The sequence below is a fragment of the Streptomyces sp. TLI_185 genome (genome assembly GCF_003814765.1).
GTDB lineage: Bacteria > Actinomycetota > Actinomycetes > Streptomycetales > Streptomycetaceae > Streptomyces.
Map to the genome: position 1 here is coordinate 4,206,113 of NZ_RKRB01000001.1, position 16,230 is coordinate 4,222,342.

Genomic DNA, 16,230 nt, shown 5'->3' on the forward strand with positions numbered 1-16,230 from the left:
CGTGAACGGTCCGTCGACATGTGGTGGGGCACCACATCGGGCGCCGTGGTTGTGGACGCGGTGACGGGCCCTCAGGCCGGGACGGGGCTTCCGGCTCCGTCGGCCCGGCGCTCGCGCAGAAGGCCGCGGACGGAGCGGATCCGCCAGGCGGTGAAGGCGAGCACGACGACGCCGGTGAGGGCGGGCCACTTCCACCGGCCGGAGCTGTCCTGGGTCACGGTGTCGGCCGAGGCTCCGGCGACGCGGGCGGCGAGGGGCTTGTCGGGAGGGGACGCCATGATGCCGTCGATCCCGACGGCGGCGATCCGCACGCTGTGGTCGTCGGACTCGAACGACCCGTCACAGGACCATCCGTCCTCCCAGAGGTCGCTCCACGCTCCGGTGGCGCGGTGGCAGCCGGTGACCTGGACGGTCCCGGGCATGCCGGTGAGTTCGGCGTGGGCCTGGACGATGCCGTGGCCGGCGAGGAAGACACCGCCGATGAGCCCGATGACGGCGAGGCAGATCTCGCGGGGCAGCTTGGGCAGGAGACGGATCAGGAGCATGCGTGGGTGGGTCCTTCGTCGGGTGGGGTGAGGTCGTGCGGGAGGGACGAGGCGGTGCGGCCGTGCAGCGGTGCGGGGCGTGCCGGGCGGTCACTCGTCCTGGGCGAGGTGCTCAATCGCGTGGGACACGTGGTCCTCGCCGTAGCTGAAGTGTTCGCCGAGGTCCCGGCAGCGGCCGTACTGCCGCTCGGTGAGTGGCCCGGACACCGTGTGCAGGACTCTCAGCAGCAGCCGGAATCCGAGATCGGGGTCGACCCGGGCGACGACCTGCTCCAGGGCGGTCACGTGCTCGGGCTCCAGCAGGGGCGCGGCTTCCCGGAGTTCGCGCAGGACCGGGTCCGCCAGGTCGGCGCGGACCGGGGGCAGGGCGGGGGTGTGCTCGGCGGCGACCTCGGCCAGCCGCGCCCGGCACGCCTCGGCGATCCGGCGCAGCCAGCCCGGCCCGTCGGTTCCGAAGCGTCCGGGGTCCGTGTTCGACGCGGCGACCCAGAGCGTGGTGAGGGTGTCGCCGGACAGCGGGGACCGAAGCAGCCGGACGGTGTCCTCCCACAGCACGAGTGCCTGGACGCCGGGGATGCGATAGCCGTCGGCGATGACGGTCCGGTGCAGGAGTTCGGGCGCCGGCACGTCCCGCTCCCACTGCGGGTGGAACTCCCCGGCGAGCCCGGAGAACCCGAAGTCTCCGTCGAAGAGACGCCGTGCGACCTCCAGGGGCCGCCACACGACGGTGAGTCCCTCGTAGACGACCTGGAGGTGATACCCGAACGGTTCACCGAGGTCGCCGAACCTGTTGCAGCGCTCCTCCGGGACCGGCACGCCCGCCGTCTTGAGCGCGCGCAGGTAGAGCCGGAACCCGAGATCCAGGTCGGCCCGGGTGGCGACCTCCTCGAGAGCGGGGGTGAGGCCGGGAAGTTCGCCGGCGGACGCCCGGATCTCCGCCAGGATCGGCTCCCGGACGGTTTCGACAGCCGGCAGACGCCAGAACGACCACGACGGGCCCGGTGCACGGCCCATCACCGCCCGGGGCGGACGGGCCGCGCAGGTCGCGTCCAGCCGCGCCAGCCAGTCACGCACGCCGATTCCGTGCGCCTGCGGATCCCACACGCCTCCCGTGGCGGCGAGCCACACGGCACCGAGCACCTCGTCGGACAGCGGGGAGTCCAGGAGCTTGCCCAGGTCCCGGCGGAGCTCCTCGGCATACCCGAAGTCGTCGTGGAACACGTCGTACCCCAGGATGTGGCGTTCGTCCTCGCCGAGCCGCTCGATGCCCGACATGTCGACGGCCATATCACCCTCGTATGCGGCGAGCTTCTCCATGACGAGTCCGAGTGCCGCCTCCGCCGTCCCGGGGGGCGTCGACAGCGCGAACGACTCGGTCAGGCCGCTGAGCCCGAAATCGGAGTCGTACTTCTCGAAGTAGGGGCCGGGCTGGTCCCGCACGATCTGGTCCCCCCCGGTCGCAGGTCGACGCGCACGAGGGCGGAGTGGTCGGGCTCCGCCGGGCGCGGCGATCACCTTATGCCACCTGTGCAGGATCTGTGAAGGTGTGCACGACAAAGGCCCCGCCGCTCGGAAGCGACGAGGCCTTGGCCACATGGGGACCCCCCGGAAGGGGGTGAGTGGAGATGGCGGGAATCGAACCCGCGTCCAACGGTGCGGAATCAGGGCTTCTCCGTGTGCAGTTCGCTGCGATTTTCTCGGCCCCGGCGATCACGCGAACAAGTCGCCGACGGGCCCAGTCACTGTTTGATTTCCCTCTTCACCCCGTGACCGGGATCAAGGTTTAGTCCCCTAGCTGATGCCAGGATCCGGGTCGGGAACAGCCCCGGGCTGACACTCCCATTAAGGAGCTATTCGATCACTACCTGATCAGGCAGCGAGAGCGAAAAGCTCGGGAGAATCGCTCTTGGAATTGGCGATTATTTTTTGCGACATATGGTTTACGAGATCATTGCCGCTTCCTCGACACGCTTCCCCTGCTTCGACAGCCGCTGTCGAAACCGATCATCCCCATGTTGTGTTTTCAATCCCTCCGGAGAGGGCCCCTCCGAAGAGGGCAGGCACCCGCTGTGGAGTGCAGTGCCATCGTACGTGAACAACGCGCGACGATGCCACCGTATTCCCGGCCGCCAGGCCGGCTACGCGCCCCGCTGCTTCCGCTTCGCCGCCGCGATGGCCCGGTCCGACTCCCGCCGGTCCTGCTTCTCACGCAGGGTCTGGCGCTTGTCGTACTCCTTCTTGCCTCGCGCGAGGGCGATCTCGGCCTTCGCGCGGCCGTCCCTGAAGTACAGGGCGAGGGGCACGATCGTGTGACCCGTCTCCTGGGCCTTGGACTCCAGCTTGTCGATCTCCTCGCGGTGCAGCAGCAGCTTGCGCTTGCGGCGCGCGGAGTGGTTGGTCCAGCTGCCCTGGTGGTACTCCGGGATGTGGGCGTTGTGCAGCCACGCCTCGCCCCGGTCGATCTGGACGAACCCGTCGGTCAGCGAGGTCCGTCCCTCGCGCAGCGACTTGACCTCGGTGCCGGTCAGCACGAGGCCGGCCTCGTAGGTGTCGACGATCGCGTAGTCGTGCCGGGCCTTCTTGTTCTGGGCGACGATCTTGCGCTTGCCGCCCTTCTCGCCGTCCCTGGCCTTCGCGGCCGCCCCGCCCTGCTTGGGCTGGGACTCCTTCGGTACGTACATTCCCTTGCTCATAGTGCCGTCCATTTTCGCACTACGCAGGGGTGTCCGGGCCAGTCCTTTAACCGGCGTCTCCGGCGTCTACTCGGCGTCGCCCAGTCCGCCGAGCACCGTCTCCGCCCGCTCCACGGCCGCCTGGCCCGGCGAGGTGACGTCCAGGTCGGGGGTGATGCCCCGGCCGTCGACGCTGCGGCCGGAGGGGGTGCGGTAGTGCCCGACGGTCAGTTCGGCGACGGAACCACCGGGGAGCTGCCTCGGCATCTGGACCGAGCCCTTGCCGAAGGTGCGGGAGCCCACGACGACCGCACGGCCGCGGTCCTGGAGGGCGCCGGTGAGGAGCTCGGCCGCGCTCATCGTGCCGCCGTCGACGAGCACGACCAGGGGTCTGGTGGTGTCGCCACCGGGGTCCGCGTGCAGGGCCTGCTGCTCGCCGTTGACGTCGTACGTGGCGACGAGGCCGCCGTCGAGGAAGGCGGAGGCGGTGGTGACGGCCTCGGTGACCAGGCCGCCGGAGTTGCCGCGCAGGTCGAGGATGATCCCGGCGCCGGCGGGGGCCTGCCGTACCGCGGTGCGGACGACGTCACCGGAACCCTTGGTGAACGCGGCGATCCTGATCACGGTGACCCCGTCGGCGAGCTTTCGAAGGGCGACCGAGTCGGTGGACAGGCGGGCCCGGCGCAGGGTCTCGGTCCACGCGCGCGTGCCGCGCTGCAGGCCGAGCCGCACCGCCGTACCGGCGGCCGCGTCGGTGGCGTCGCCGCGCAGTAACGACACGACCTCGGTGACGGGCTGCCCGTCGACCTTCTGGCCGTCGATGCTGCGCAGCCGGTCGCCCTTGCGGATCCCGGCGGCGGCCGCGGGCGAGCCGACGGCCACCTTGGTCACCTCGATACGGCCGTCCCGCTCGCGCCTGGCCCACAGGCCGACGCCGGTGTACTGGCCGTCGAGGGCCTCCTCGAACTCCTGGTACTCGCCCTCGGAGTAGACGGCGCCCCAGCGGTCCCCGCTGCGGCTGACCGCGCGTTCGGCGGCTTCCATCGGGGACTTGCCGTCGGCCATGGCCTGCTCGGCCGCCTTCGCCACGTCCTCGTGATGGCCGGCGGGCACGGCCGAACGGGCCGCTCCGGACGGGGATTTCCGGTCGCCCTCGGAGAAGGAGCCGGTCGCCGCGCCCGCGACGAGCACGCTCGCGAAGACCAATGTCAGGACGGCCCCGCGGCGAATGCGGCGGGGCTGGCAGAACAGGTCACGACCTGACATGCCGGTGAGTCTAGGACAACAAGAAGGGCCGCACGGCCGGTTGACCGTACGGCCCTCTTGGCATGCGTCACACCTTCAGGTACTTGCGCAGCGCGAAGAACGCGGCCAGCGCGGGCATCAGCAGACTCGTGGCGAGGATGAGCGGCAGCTTGGTAAGCACGGCGTCCCAGCCGATGAAGTTGATCAGATTCAGCTTCTGGGACAGGGCCAGACCGTGGTCGATGATGAAGTACCGCGCGACCACCAGGAATCCGCAGGCGACCGTCCCGCCGATGAGCCCGGCGACCGCCGCCTCCATGATGAACGGCGCCTGGATGTAGAAGCCCGAGGCACCGACCAGGCGCATGATCCCGGTCTCGCGCCGTCGGCTGAACGCGGACACCCGCACGGTGTTGACGATCAGCATCAGCGCGACCACGAGCATCAGCGCCATCACGGCCCGCGCGGCCCAGTTCATACCGTTGAGCAACCCGAACAGATTGTCCAGAATGCCCTTTTGATCCTGCACGGACTGCACACCGTCACGCCCGTCGAAGGCGGTCGCGATGACCTGGTACTTCTCCGGGTCCTTCAGCTTGATCCGGTACGACTCCTGCATCTGGTCCGGCGTGAGGGAACTGGCCAGCGGGGAGTCGCCGAACTGCTCCTTGTAGTGCTTGTACGCCGCGTCCTGCGACTCGTACGTGACCTTCTGGACGACCGTGGTCATCTTGTCCAGGTCGGAGAGGATCTGCTTCTTCTGGTCGTCGGTGACCGCACCCTTGGCGCAGTTGGGGTCGGACTCGGCGTCGCTCTTGTTGCAGAGGAAGATCGAGACGTTGACCTTGTCGTACCAGTAGCCCTTCATGGTGCTGACCTGGTCGCTCATGAGGAGCGACCCGCCGAACAGGGCCAGGGACAGGGCGACGGAGACGATGACCGCGAAGGTCATGGTCAGGTTGCGGCGGAGACCGACACCGATCTCGGAGAGAACGAACTGTGCGCGCATGGCGACTGGTTGAGCCTTTCCGTGGACGTGGCGGTCAGTGCTGGTAGCCGTAGACGCCGCGTGCCTGGTCGCGGACGAGGCGGCCCTTCTCCAGCTCGATGACGCGCTTGCGCATCTGGTCCACGATGTTCTGGTCGTGCGTCGCCATCACCACAGTGGTGCCGGTCCGGTTGATCCGGTCGAGCAGCTTCATGATGCCGACGGAGGTCTGCGGGTCGAGGTTGCCGGTGGGTTCGTCGGCGATGAGCAGTTTGGGCCGGTTGACGAACGCGCGCGCAATCGCCACTCGCTGCTGCTCACCACCGGACAGCTCGCCGGGCATCCGGTCCTCCTTGCCGCCGAGCCCGACGAGGTCGAGCACCTGCGGCACGGACTTGCGGATCTCGCCCTTCGACTTGCCGATGACCTCCTGCGCGAAGGCGACGTTCTCCGCCACCGTCTTGTTCGGCAGCAGCCGGAAGTCCTGGAACACCGTCCCCAACTGGCGCCGCATCTGCGGCACCTTCCAGTTGGACAGGCGCGCGAGGTCCTTGCCCAGAACGTGCACCTGACCGTGACTGCACCGCTCCTCGCGGAGGATCAGCCGCAGAAAGGTGGACTTTCCGGAGCCCGAGGACCCCACGAGGAACACGAACTCGCCCTTCTCCACTTCCAGGGACACATCCCTGAGTGCAGGACGGGTCTGCTTGGGGTAGACCTTGGAGACGTTGTCGAATCGGATCACGGATGCACCACGGGTCGCCGGGGGTAGATGAGCGTGACCATACGCGAGTCGGGTGCACAAGCGCAGGCAGCGGTTGCGCTTGAGAACGACTTGTGCCCTTTTGTACGGGGCTTTGTAAGGGGCCCGGGCGGCAGCGCCCCGTAAGGGGCGCGGGGCTGTATCGATTAGCGGCTCCGCCGCGGGGCGCGACCAGCCCCCACCGACCCGCAGCCGCGTGACAACCCCCACGTACCCCCTGAGAGCGACCCCCGCGCACCCTCCGGAGGAACCTGGCACAGTAGAGAGGGGAACGTTCAGCAACCCGGAACCGTTCTCCCAGTGGAACGTACTGGCAAGGAGGGCGAGCGCATGACGTACGACCGGCTGGTGTGCGCAAACTGCGCGGCGCCCGTGAGCGAGGGCCGGTGCCCCGTGTGCCGCGCGAACCGCGAGCGGCTGCAGCAGGAGAACTTCTTCGCGGGGCTCAACCCCATGGCGCTGATCGCACTGCTCGCAGTGCTGATCGCGGCGGTGGCGCTGCTGGCCCACCAGACCGCGTAGGGCGCGGCACAGGGGCACTGAGACGCCCGAGGGGCCCGGAGCGATGCAAGCTCCGGGCCCCTCGTCGTACGTCGTCACACACGTTGCGTGTGTGCCCAGCTACCGTCAGGCAGCCGCACCGCCACGGCCGCCCACGAGGCGCGGCAGAATGCGGAAGCCGACGCCACCGGCGATCATGGTGGCCGCACCGATGATCAGGAAGGTCGTCTGGCCGGCGCCGGTCTCGGCGAGCTGCTGACCGTTGCCCTGGGTCTGCGTCGAGGTGTCCGAACCGGTGTCGGTCAGGGCCGAGGAGCCCTCGTCCTGGGCAGAGGTGCCGGAGTTGCCGTCGGGGTTGGTGTTGGAGTTGCCACCACCGTTGTTCCCGTTGCCGTTGCCGTTCCCGTTCCCGTTGCCATTGCCGTTGCCGTTGCCGTTGCCCGGGTTGGTCGGCTCGGAGGTCGGGTTGTCCGTGGGCGGAGTGGTGGGCGGCTCCTCCGTCGGCTCGGTCGGGTCGCCGGTGGGCTCCGTCGGGTCGGTCGGAAGGTCCGTCGGCGGGTCCGTCGGCAGACCGGTCGGAGCCGGGTCCGTCGGCACCGGGTCGGTCGGCACCGGCGTGATGCAGATGCCCAGAAGACCGCAGTCGTCGGCGGATGCGACACCCGCAGCGGTCAGCGAGGCGCCGGCGGCGATCACCGCACCGGCCGCGATCCGCGCGACACGGATCCGCGTCTTGTTCGTCATGTGTTTGCTACCCCCAGTAGCTGCTCGTCAGTTGGGCGGCGCTCGGGGGCCGTGATCGACGGAGGTGACTGCGATGCAAAATTCCCCCGGTTCACATGCGCCCCAGAGATACGCATGCCGCGCTTTACCCTTCCCATTTTTCAAAGCAACGTCAAGGGCGTTGCGGGCGCAATGTCCACTTGCGTCTTGTTTACATCGAGTTGGAACCTGTGAGTGTGATGTAAAACCCAGACAAACAGCAACTGCCGCCCGATGGGCGGCAGTTGGCAAGTCGACAAAGTTACTTCTCTTGCTGCTTGCGCCAGCGAATACCCGCCTCGAGGAACCCATCGATCTCACCGTTGAACACGGCCTCGGGGTTGCCGACTTCGAACTCGGTGCGCAGGTCCTTGACCATCTGGTACGGGTGCAGGACGTACGAACGCATCTGGTTGCCCCAGGAGTTGCCGCCGTCGCCCTTCAGGGCGTCCATCTTGGCCTGCTCCTCCTGGCGGCGGCGCTCAAGGAGCTTGGCCTGGAGGACGTTCATCGCGGTGGCCTTGTTCTGGATCTGCGACCGCTCGTTCTGACAGGAGACGACGATGCCGGTGGGGAGGTGGGTGAGGCGCACCGCGGAGTCGGTGGTGTTGACGCCCTGGCCGCCGGGGCCCGAGGAGCGGTACACGTCCACGCGCAGCTCGGACTCGTCGATCTCGATGTGGTCGGTCTGCTCGACCACGGGGAGCACCTCGACGCCCGCGAAGGAGGTCTGGCGCCGCCCCTGGTTGTCGAAGGGCGAGATACGTACGAGCCGGTGGGTGCCCTGCTCGACCGAGAGTGTGCCGTAGGCGTACGGCACCTGCACGGCGAAGGTGGTCGACTTGATGCCGGCCTCTTCCGCGTACGACGTCTCGATGAGCTCGGTCTTGTAGCCCTTCTGCTCCGCCCAGCGCAGATACATCCGCTGCAGCTTCTCGGCGAAGTCGGCGGCGTCGACGCCACCGGCCTCGGCGCGGATGTTGACGAGCGCCTCACGGGAGTCGTACTCGCCGCTCAGGAGCGTCCGGACCTCCATCTCGTCCAGCGCCTTCTTGACGGAGGTGAGCTCGGACTCGGCCTCGGCGCGGGTGTCCGGGTCGTCCTCCTCCTCGGCCATCTCGAAGAGCACGGCGAGATCGTCGATCCGCCCGCGCAGCGCCTCGGCCTTCCTGACCTCGGCCTGCAGGTGGCTCAGCTTGCTGGTGATCTTCTGCGCCTCGTCCGGGTTGTCCCACAGGGACGGCGCGGCCGCCTGCTCCTCGAGCACGGCGATGTCTGCCCTCAGCTTGTCGAGGTCCAGAACGGCCTCGATCGACTCCATGGTCGAGGAGAGGGACTTGAGCTCTTCGGATACATCGACGACTGCCACGCCTCCAGCGTAACGGCTCCGCCGGGTGAGCCGTGTCGGGCAGTCGCAGCCTGGCAGTACCCGGCGCTGTCGTGGCCGTCGAGCTGGGGCTGCCGCCCCCAGACCCCCCGCTTTCGGCCTGAACGGCCTCGTCCTCAAACGCCGGACGGGCTGAATGATGCGGACCGGCACTGGAGAGCTCAGGGTGAAGCCGGTGCCGAGTGCTTCGAGTCCTGCGGAGTCGCCCCTGCGTCGTCCCCCGAGGTGGCCAGCCACGTCCCCACCCCGGCCGCCGCCACCAGCAGTGCCGCGGCCGTCCCCAGCACCATCCGCCGCCGACGCGTCACGGCGCGGTGCCGTGCGGAACCCGGCCGCGGTGCGCCCGTCGGCCGAGGCACCCGGGCCGTGCCGCGGGCGCCGCCGGCCAGCTCGTCCGGCGCCGGGACCCTCATCGACGTATGGGTGTCCCGGTTGGAGTCGGCCGGCTTCGCGCCCGGTACCAGAGGGACCGCGCCACGCCGTACCCGTTCGCGGGCCGGGGCCGCGGCCTCCCCGGCCGTCGTCTCCGGCTCCTCCGTCGGCTCCGTGTCCGGCTCGTCCACGTCCAGCGGCGGCATCCCCGCGACCAGCGGCAGCAGTTCCCGCAGCCGGGCGCCCAGCTCCGAGGCGCGCAGCCGGGAGGCCGGCGCCTTGGCCAGGCACTGCACGAGGAGCTGCCAGAGCTCGTCCGGGATCCCCGGGAGCGGGACCACCGTCTCCGTGACGTGACGGCGCAGCACGGCGCCGGGGTGTCCGCCGCCGAACGGGGTGAAGCCCGCCAGCAGCTCGTAGAGGACGGTCGCGAGGGCGTAGATGTCGACCGCCGCGCGCGGGGGCAGGCCCTCGACGATCTCCGGGGCCAGGTAGTCCGGGGTGCCGATGATCTTCGTCGCGCGGGTGCGGCGCGGGGAGTCGATGAGCTTCGCGACGCCGAAGTCGGTCAGGAGGGCGGGGTGGGAGCCGCCGGGGCCCAGGGGGCCCTGCATGTCGAGGAGCACGTTCTCCGGCTTGACGTCGCGGTGCACGACCCCTGCGGCGTGCGCGGCCGCGAGCCCGTCCGCGACGTCGGCCACGATCGCCACCGCCGCCGCGGGCGCCAGCCGGCGTTCGCGGTCGAGGCGGGTGCGCAGGTCGGTGCCGCGTACGAGGTCCATGACCAGCGCGAGGTCGTTGCCGTCCACCACCAGATCGCGTACGGAGACGACGTTCGGGTGGTCGAGACCGAGCAGCGCCGTGCGTTCCTGCACGAAGCGGCCGACGAGTTCCTGGTCGGACGCGAGATCCTCGCGCAGCAGCTTGATGGCGACGGGTCCCTCGGGCCCCTCACCCAGCCACACCGTGCCGGCGCTGCCCCGCCCCAGAATCTGGTTCGCGGTGTACCGGCTGCCGATCTTCCGTGCCAAGACTGCTCCTACGGGACGCGTGTGTCGCCAAAACTACGCGCCCGAGGAGCCAACCTTCACCGCAGAGACGGAAATCACCCGCCAGGTGTCGACAAATCACCAAGCTCGCTGCTCAGTTGCCGCCTTTGCTGCCGACCAGGTCGCCCAGTTTCCCGATCCAGCCGCTCGCGACGTCGTACATGTGGCTCAGCTGCTGCCAGTAGCCCCTGGACGTGTGGAGCCAGTCCTGCAGCGGGCTGAGCTCCCAGACCAGCCAGCCCGCGACGAACAGGATGACGATCGTGAACAGGCAGCCCTTCAGACAGCCGAGCCCGGGGATCTTCATCCGGTTGGGGCTGGGCTCTCGCGACCGGCGAGGCTCACGCGCGGGCCGCTGCGGCTCCTGCGGGGGCGCGTGCCGCTGAGGCTGCTGGGGCTGCGGCGGGGCGTACTGCTGCGGCTGTTGCTGCTGCGGATAGCCGTACGCCTGCTGAGGTCGCTGCTGCTGGGGTCGCTGCTGCTGCGGGCGGGCGACCTGCCGCTGGGGGCGGCGGCGCAGCGGGTCCTCGTTCGGGTCGAGGTACTGCTGGACCTGCGTCTGCTCGTTGCGGTCGCGGGCGGCGCGCAGCTGGTTCTGCCAGGGGTGCGGCTGCTCGGGCTGCTGCCCCGGCTGCCCCTGGGGCACCGGCGGCATGACGGCGGTCGGGTCCGCGGCCCCGGTGTTCGGGAGTACGGCGGTCGGGTCGGCGGCGCCCGCCGGGCCCGGTCCTCCGGTGTGGGGCAGGAAGCTGGTCGCCGCGTTCGGGTCGTACGCGCCCGCTCCGTGCTGCAGGACCTGCGTGGGGTCGGCCGAGCCGGGGACGGCGGCCGGCATCGGGTCGGGGGCCAGCAGGGTGCCGACGGCCTCCGCGGCGGCGATCTGCGCGGCGTTCGCGTGCACACCGACGCCCTCGGCGACGACGCGCAGGGCGCGCGCGAGGTTCTCGGCGCTGGGCCTTTCGTCCGGGTTCTTGCTCAGACAGCGCTCTATGACCGTCCAGAGCGGGTCCGGAATCGTGGACGGGCGGCGCGGCTCGGCGCTCAGGTGCTGGTGCAGTACTTCCAGGGCCGAGCCGCCGCCGAACGGGGGACGGCCGGTGACCAGCTCGTACATCAGGATGCCCGCGCCGTAGATGTCGACGGCGGAGGTCTGCGGGCGGCCCTCGGCGGACTCCGGTGCGACGTACGCGGGCGTGCCGACGAACTCGTGGGTGCGGGTCAGGCCCGGGGAGTCGGCCAGGCGCGCGATGCCGAAGTCGGTGAGCATGGGGTGCATCTGGCCGCCGTCCTGCTTGAGCAGGACGTTGGCGGGCTTCAGGTCGCGGTGCACGACGCCGTCGGCGTGGCTGGCGGCGAGCGCGTCGGCGATCTGGGCGGTGAGCAGGGCCGCGGCCACGGGGCTGAAGGGGCCGTTCTCGCGCAGGTAGCGGTGCAGGTCGGGGCCCTCGACGAGGTCCATGACCAGTGCCAGCAGATCGCCCTCTACGACGAGGTCGCGGACCCGGACGATGTTCGGGTGGGTCAGACGCAGCAGCACGGAGCGCTCCCTGAGGAAGCGCATCACGATGTCCGCGTCGTTCGCGAGTTCTTCCTTCAGGACCTTGATCGCGACGGTCTCGCCGGGCTGACCGGCCACGGCGGCCTCGGCCCCCGCGGTCTCTCGCTGGCGGGCCCGCCAGACGGTGCCCGTGGCGCCGCGACCGAGCGGCTCCTCGAGCAGATACTTGCTGCCTACCGGCCGCACGTCATGTGCTCCCTGCTGCTTGCTTACCGTTCCGACCCACTGTAGTGCCGCTGTGCGCGGCACCGACCTGTCGCCGTCCCAGCGTCTTACGTACGCCTCCCCGTGCATGTTCGAAGGAAAGACGCTCGACTTGGTCCGCCGGTTGCCCGAAGCGGGCGTGACCGATCTCAAGCGGTCTGCGCTGTGTCATCTGTCAGGCACTTTTGCGGGCAGAGCCGACCATTCAAGATCACTTGCCCCTGAGGGACGGGCGCGTTGTCAGTGGCAGGTGCGAGGATGCCTTGAGTACCAGTACTGGCCGATGTGCTCGTGTGGGGTGGGGGGTAGTCCGCGCCCGCGCAGACCCGCGCAGAAGGGACCGCTGACGGCGATGCAGATCCGGCTGACCGTCGTAGACCCCCTGGGCCCGCCCGACCGCGCGCGGGGCCGCACCGCGAGCTGCGACGTGCTGGTGACGGCGCCCGCCGGTACGGCCCTGGCCGCGGTGGCGTCGGCCCTGGCCTCGGCGGTCGCGGGCGAGGCGAGCGCCTCGGCCTCCGGCGGCGCGGTGGTGCTGTACGCGGGCGCGGAGCGTCTGGACGACCGCCGCAGCACGCTCGGCGAGCCCCCGTTGATCGACGGCGCGGTGCTCTCCCTGGGCGCCCCCGCCGAGCCGGAACCGCACCCGGAGCTGGACGACGCCCCGACCCAGCTGCATGTGATCGCAGGTCCGGACGCGGGCGGCGTCCACCTCCTGCACGGCGGCGAGATCCGCATCGGCCGCTCCGCCGACGCCGACGTCCCGCTCGACGACCCGGATGTCTCCCGCCTCCACTGCGCGGTCACGGTCGCCGCGGACGGCCAGGTCTCGGTCGCCGACCTCGACTCGACGAACGGCACGACCTTGGACGGCACCCGCCTGAGCACCCGCCCGGTGCGCTTCACACCGGGCGCCCTGCTCCGCATCGGAGAGTCGGCGCTGCGGGTTGCTCCGGCCGGGGGACCGGGGGCTCGGGTGCCTACGGCTCCGGACGGGGAAGGGCATGTCCGGGTGACGTCCGTGGGCGAGCGCGAGCCGGAGGCCGCCGACGGGACACCGGCGGCCCCTGGGAGCGGCACCCCGGCACCCGAAGCGACGCCCCACGCGCGCGTGGCCGACGGCGGCGATCCCTCCGCCACCCCCTCGCGCGGCATGCCCTCCGCCCAGGGACACGGCTCCGCCGAACCCCCGCTGGTTCCCGAGCAGGGCGGCGCACCGCGGATGGAGATGAGGGCCGCAGGAACATCCGCAGCGGGCGGCACCACGCCTTCCCCGGGAACAACCCCCGGACCCACGGCAGACAAGCAGGTCGGCGGGGACGACCGGCGCGGGCATCACCAGGCAGACCTGAGTAACACGCACGCGGGCCGCTTCGGTGCGGTCGTATGGGACTCACCGGACGGCACGGACGCCCCCGAGACCGGCCGGCGCAAGGGAACCCCGCTCCGCGGGACCGACGTGCCCCCGGGCCTGCGCAGGCGCGGGGGGCTCTCCGCGTGGGCACGACGGCTGGCCGGCGGCCGCAGCGAGCAGGCCGCGGCCGAGCTTGACGCGTACGACGAGGACGGCGCCCCCGACACGACGGTGGGGCCCGCCCCCCGCACCGGCCCCCAGCTCCCGGAGGCCTGGCCCGACCCGGCCGCGCTGCTGCTGACGGCGCTCGGGCCCGGCCCACGGCTGTGGGAGCGCGGGCCGGGGCACCCGGAGGCGCTCACGGTGCGGCTCGGCACGGCGGACCGGGCGGCGCCCGACGGCTCCGGGCTGCTGCCCGCGGTGCCGGTGACCGCGGACCTGCGCGAGGCCGGCGCGCTGGGCCTGGCCGGCCCCCGCACCCGGCTGTCCGGGCTGGCCCGTGCGGTGCTCGCCCAGCTGGCCGCGCTGCACTCCCCCGAAGCCCTGGAGATCGTCCTGATCGCCGCGGACCGCTCCCGCCCGCTGGAGGAGCGCACCGCGGAATGGTCCTGGCTCGGCTGGCTCCCCCACCTCCGCCCCGGCCACGGCCAGGACTGCCGCCTCCTCCTCGCCTACGACCGCGAACAGGCCACGGCCCGCACCGACGAGCTGCTGCGGCGCCTGGAGGACCAGCAGACGGAGGCACGGCACGGAACACGGCCGGCACCACGTACCTCCGACGTCCATTCCCAGACCCGCAGTGCCGCCCGCAGGCCCTCCTGGGCGCATGCCGACGACGGTGCGGCGGAGCCGGACGGCTTCGCCGGGCCGTACACCGTGGTCGTCGTGGACGGCGACCCCGGGGGCGCCGCGGTGCGGGAGGCGGTGGCGCGGCTGGCCCTGGAGGGACCGCGGGCCGGGATACATGTCGTCTGCCTCGCCGAGACGGTGTCGGCCTCGCCCGCGTCGCCGGTGACGGAGACGTACGAGGCGGCGTGCGCGGTGGCACCGGCCTTCCGGGACTGCGGCGCGGTCGCCCTGCTGAGCGGGGACGTGGCGACGGCACTGCGGCTGATGCGGGTGGCGCGCACCGGTCCGGGAGCGCCCGGAAGCGGGGCGGCGGAACGCCCGCCGACGCCGGTGGACCCGGCCGACCGCACGGAACCGGCGTCACCGGCCGACACCCACACCATGCCCAGGCCCGTGCCCATAACCCCGGCGACCGCCCCGCCCACAGGTGGCACCGCACATCCGCACCCCGGCCCCATAGGCCCCGGCACGGTGGCCGCCGTGGACGCCGTCTCCCTCGCCTGGGCCGAGCGGTTCGCGCGGGCGCTGGCACCGCTCAGGACGGACGGTTCCGGCACCGAGCGGCAGGCACGGGTGTCCGTGCCGTTGCCGCAAGCGGCGCGGCTGCTGGACGAGTTGGGGCTTGCGAGGGCCACCCCGGCGTCGCTGATGGCGCGTTGGGCGGATGCGGCGGACGACGCGGAGTCGCTCGGCGGGCGTGCCTGGGCCGTGCTCGGCGCCGGTCCGCGCGGCCCGGTCAGCGCGGACCTCGCCGCCGACGGCCCGCACCTGCTGATCGAGGGCCCTGCAGGCAGCGGGCGTACGGAGCTGCTGCGGGCCGTGGTCGCCTCGCTGGCCGCGGCCGAGCGCCCCGACCGGCTGGGCATCGTCCTGATGGACGGCCGGGACAGCGTGGGCACCGGGGGTGCGCCCTCCGCAAGCGGCGACGGCCTACGGGTCTGCACGGACGTCCCGCACGTCACGACCCACCTCACCGCCAACGACCCCGTCCGCATGCGGGAGTTCGCCCAATCCCTGAGCGCCGAGCTGAAACGCCGGGCCGAGCTGCTGGGCCGCTCCACCTTCGCCGAGTGGCACACGGGCCGGGAGCTGTCGGGCCGCATGGTGACCCAGCGGGCGACCGGCACGAACGCAACCGGCGACCTGGACTCCCCGCCCAGCTCGACGATACGGCTGCGTCCGGGAGCGGCGCGCCGGCAGACAGAGGCCGCACCGCCCCTCCCCCGGCTGGTGGTGGTCGTGGACGACCTGGACGCCCTGGTCTCCCCCGCACTCGGCTCACCGGGCCGACCGGCCGCGGGTTCCGTCATGCGGGCGCTGGAGGCGGTGGCCCGCGAGGGCGAGCGACTCGGCGTCCACCTGGTGGCCGCGACCGCCCCCGGCGGCCGTACGGCGGACACGGAACCGGCCCGGAAGGCCACCCTCCGGGTGACCCTCGACGCCCCGGGCAGCGGCCCTGACGACCCGGCACCGGGCCGCGGCAGCCTGACTCGCCCCGACGGCCGGACGACCCTCTTCCAGGGCGGCCGCGTCACGGGCCGCATCCCCCGCACGGCCACCCTCCGCCCCACGGTCGTCCCCCTGGACTGGCAGCGCATGGGCGACCCCCCGACCCGCCGACCCGTACGAGAACTGGGCAACGGCCCGACGGACCTGGCCCTGCTGGCCAGCGCATTGGAGCGAGCGGCGCGAGAGGTCGCGGCGACGGAGGTTCCTTCGCTTCTTTAGGCCTCGCTTCGCGCGGCCAGGCCGCGTTTCGGGCTCGGCACATTTCAGCCCACGTCCAGAGCAACCCAGCCCGTCCGGCGCTTGAGGACGAGGCCGCTCAGGCCGAAGCGGGGGTCTGGGGGCGGCAGCCCCCAGCAAGAGTCACACCTACACCGAACGCCCGGTCACGAGGCGGTCACGAATCCCCGGTTGACAGCGGACGCACACTTGCCGACCCCACCCCACGGGCGTAGACCAGATCACACGGGACAGC

At 71.4% G+C, this 16,230-nt stretch carries 12 protein-coding genes and 1 other RNA gene; 2 read left to right on the top strand and 11 right to left on the bottom strand.

The annotated features are described in order from the left end of the window. Positions 1-71: 71 nt before the first annotated feature. The 7 genes from EDD92_RS19240 to ftsE form a co-directional block, all read right to left on the bottom strand. Positions 72-545, bottom strand: a complete 474-nt coding sequence (locus EDD92_RS19240) for a hypothetical protein (protein WP_123965471.1) — start codon at positions 543-545, stop codon at positions 72-74. 90 nt (positions 546-635) lie between these two features. Beyond that, on the bottom strand, positions 636-1,985 hold the full coding sequence (locus EDD92_RS19245) for a hypothetical protein (protein ID WP_123965472.1): 1,350 nt from the start codon (positions 1,983-1,985) through the stop codon (positions 636-638). Between the two features lie 177 nt (positions 1,986-2,162). Continuing rightward, positions 2,163-2,557: a transfer-messenger RNA gene (ssrA, locus tag EDD92_RS19250) on the bottom strand. Positions 2,558-2,683: 126 nt separating this feature from the next. Then, positions 2,684-3,226 (bottom strand): SsrA-binding protein SmpB, encoded by a 543-nt coding sequence (gene smpB, locus EDD92_RS19255; RefSeq protein ID WP_030943448.1) that lies wholly within the window; start codon positions 3,224-3,226, stop codon positions 2,684-2,686. 78 nt (positions 3,227-3,304) lie between these two features. Continuing rightward, positions 3,305-4,483, bottom strand: a complete 1,179-nt coding sequence (locus EDD92_RS19260) for a S41 family peptidase (protein ID WP_123965473.1) — start codon at positions 4,481-4,483, stop codon at positions 3,305-3,307. A gap of 67 nt (positions 4,484-4,550) precedes the next feature. Beyond that, positions 4,551-5,471 carry a permease-like cell division protein FtsX gene (gene ftsX, locus EDD92_RS19265; RefSeq protein WP_099929241.1) on the bottom strand — a complete coding sequence of 307 codons (921 nt, stop codon included), beginning with the start codon at positions 5,469-5,471 and terminating at the stop codon, positions 4,551-4,553. 34 nt (positions 5,472-5,505) lie between these two features. After that, a complete protein-coding gene (ftsE, locus tag EDD92_RS19270; protein WP_030943440.1) occupies positions 5,506-6,195 on the bottom strand; it encodes a cell division ATP-binding protein FtsE in 690 nt (229 codons plus the stop codon). Positions 6,196-6,543: 348 nt separating this feature from the next. Between ftsE and EDD92_RS19280 the strand changes: the two genes are divergently transcribed. Continuing rightward, positions 6,544-6,735, top strand: a complete 192-nt coding sequence (locus EDD92_RS19280; protein ID WP_016438128.1) for a hypothetical protein — start codon at positions 6,544-6,546, stop codon at positions 6,733-6,735. 105 nt (positions 6,736-6,840) lie between these two features. On the opposite strand, the gene EDD92_RS19285 is transcribed toward EDD92_RS19280, so the two are convergent. From EDD92_RS19285 to EDD92_RS19300, 4 genes are all read right to left on the bottom strand, one after another. Beyond that, a complete protein-coding gene (locus EDD92_RS19285) occupies positions 6,841-7,458 on the bottom strand; it encodes a hypothetical protein (protein WP_123965474.1) in 618 nt (205 codons plus the stop codon). 280 nt (positions 7,459-7,738) lie between these two features. Continuing rightward, a complete protein-coding gene (gene prfB / locus EDD92_RS19290; RefSeq protein WP_123965475.1) occupies positions 7,739-8,845 on the bottom strand; it encodes a peptide chain release factor 2 in 1,107 nt (368 codons plus the stop codon). 179 nt (positions 8,846-9,024) lie between these two features. Beyond that, positions 9,025-10,266 (bottom strand): serine/threonine-protein kinase, encoded by a 1,242-nt coding sequence (locus tag EDD92_RS19295; RefSeq protein ID WP_123965476.1) that lies wholly within the window; start codon positions 10,264-10,266, stop codon positions 9,025-9,027. Positions 10,267-10,378: 112 nt separating this feature from the next. Then, positions 10,379-12,028: a serine/threonine-protein kinase gene (locus EDD92_RS19300; protein ID WP_123965477.1), complete on the bottom strand. Its 1,650-nt coding sequence runs from the start codon at positions 12,026-12,028 to the stop codon at positions 10,379-10,381. 370 nt (positions 12,029-12,398) lie between these two features. Between EDD92_RS19300 and EDD92_RS19305 the strand changes: the two genes are divergently transcribed. After that, on the top strand, positions 12,399-15,977 hold the full coding sequence (locus tag EDD92_RS19305; RefSeq protein ID WP_123965478.1) for an FHA domain-containing protein: 3,579 nt from the start codon (positions 12,399-12,401) through the stop codon (positions 15,975-15,977). The last annotated feature ends 253 nt before the right edge of the window (positions 15,978-16,230 follow it).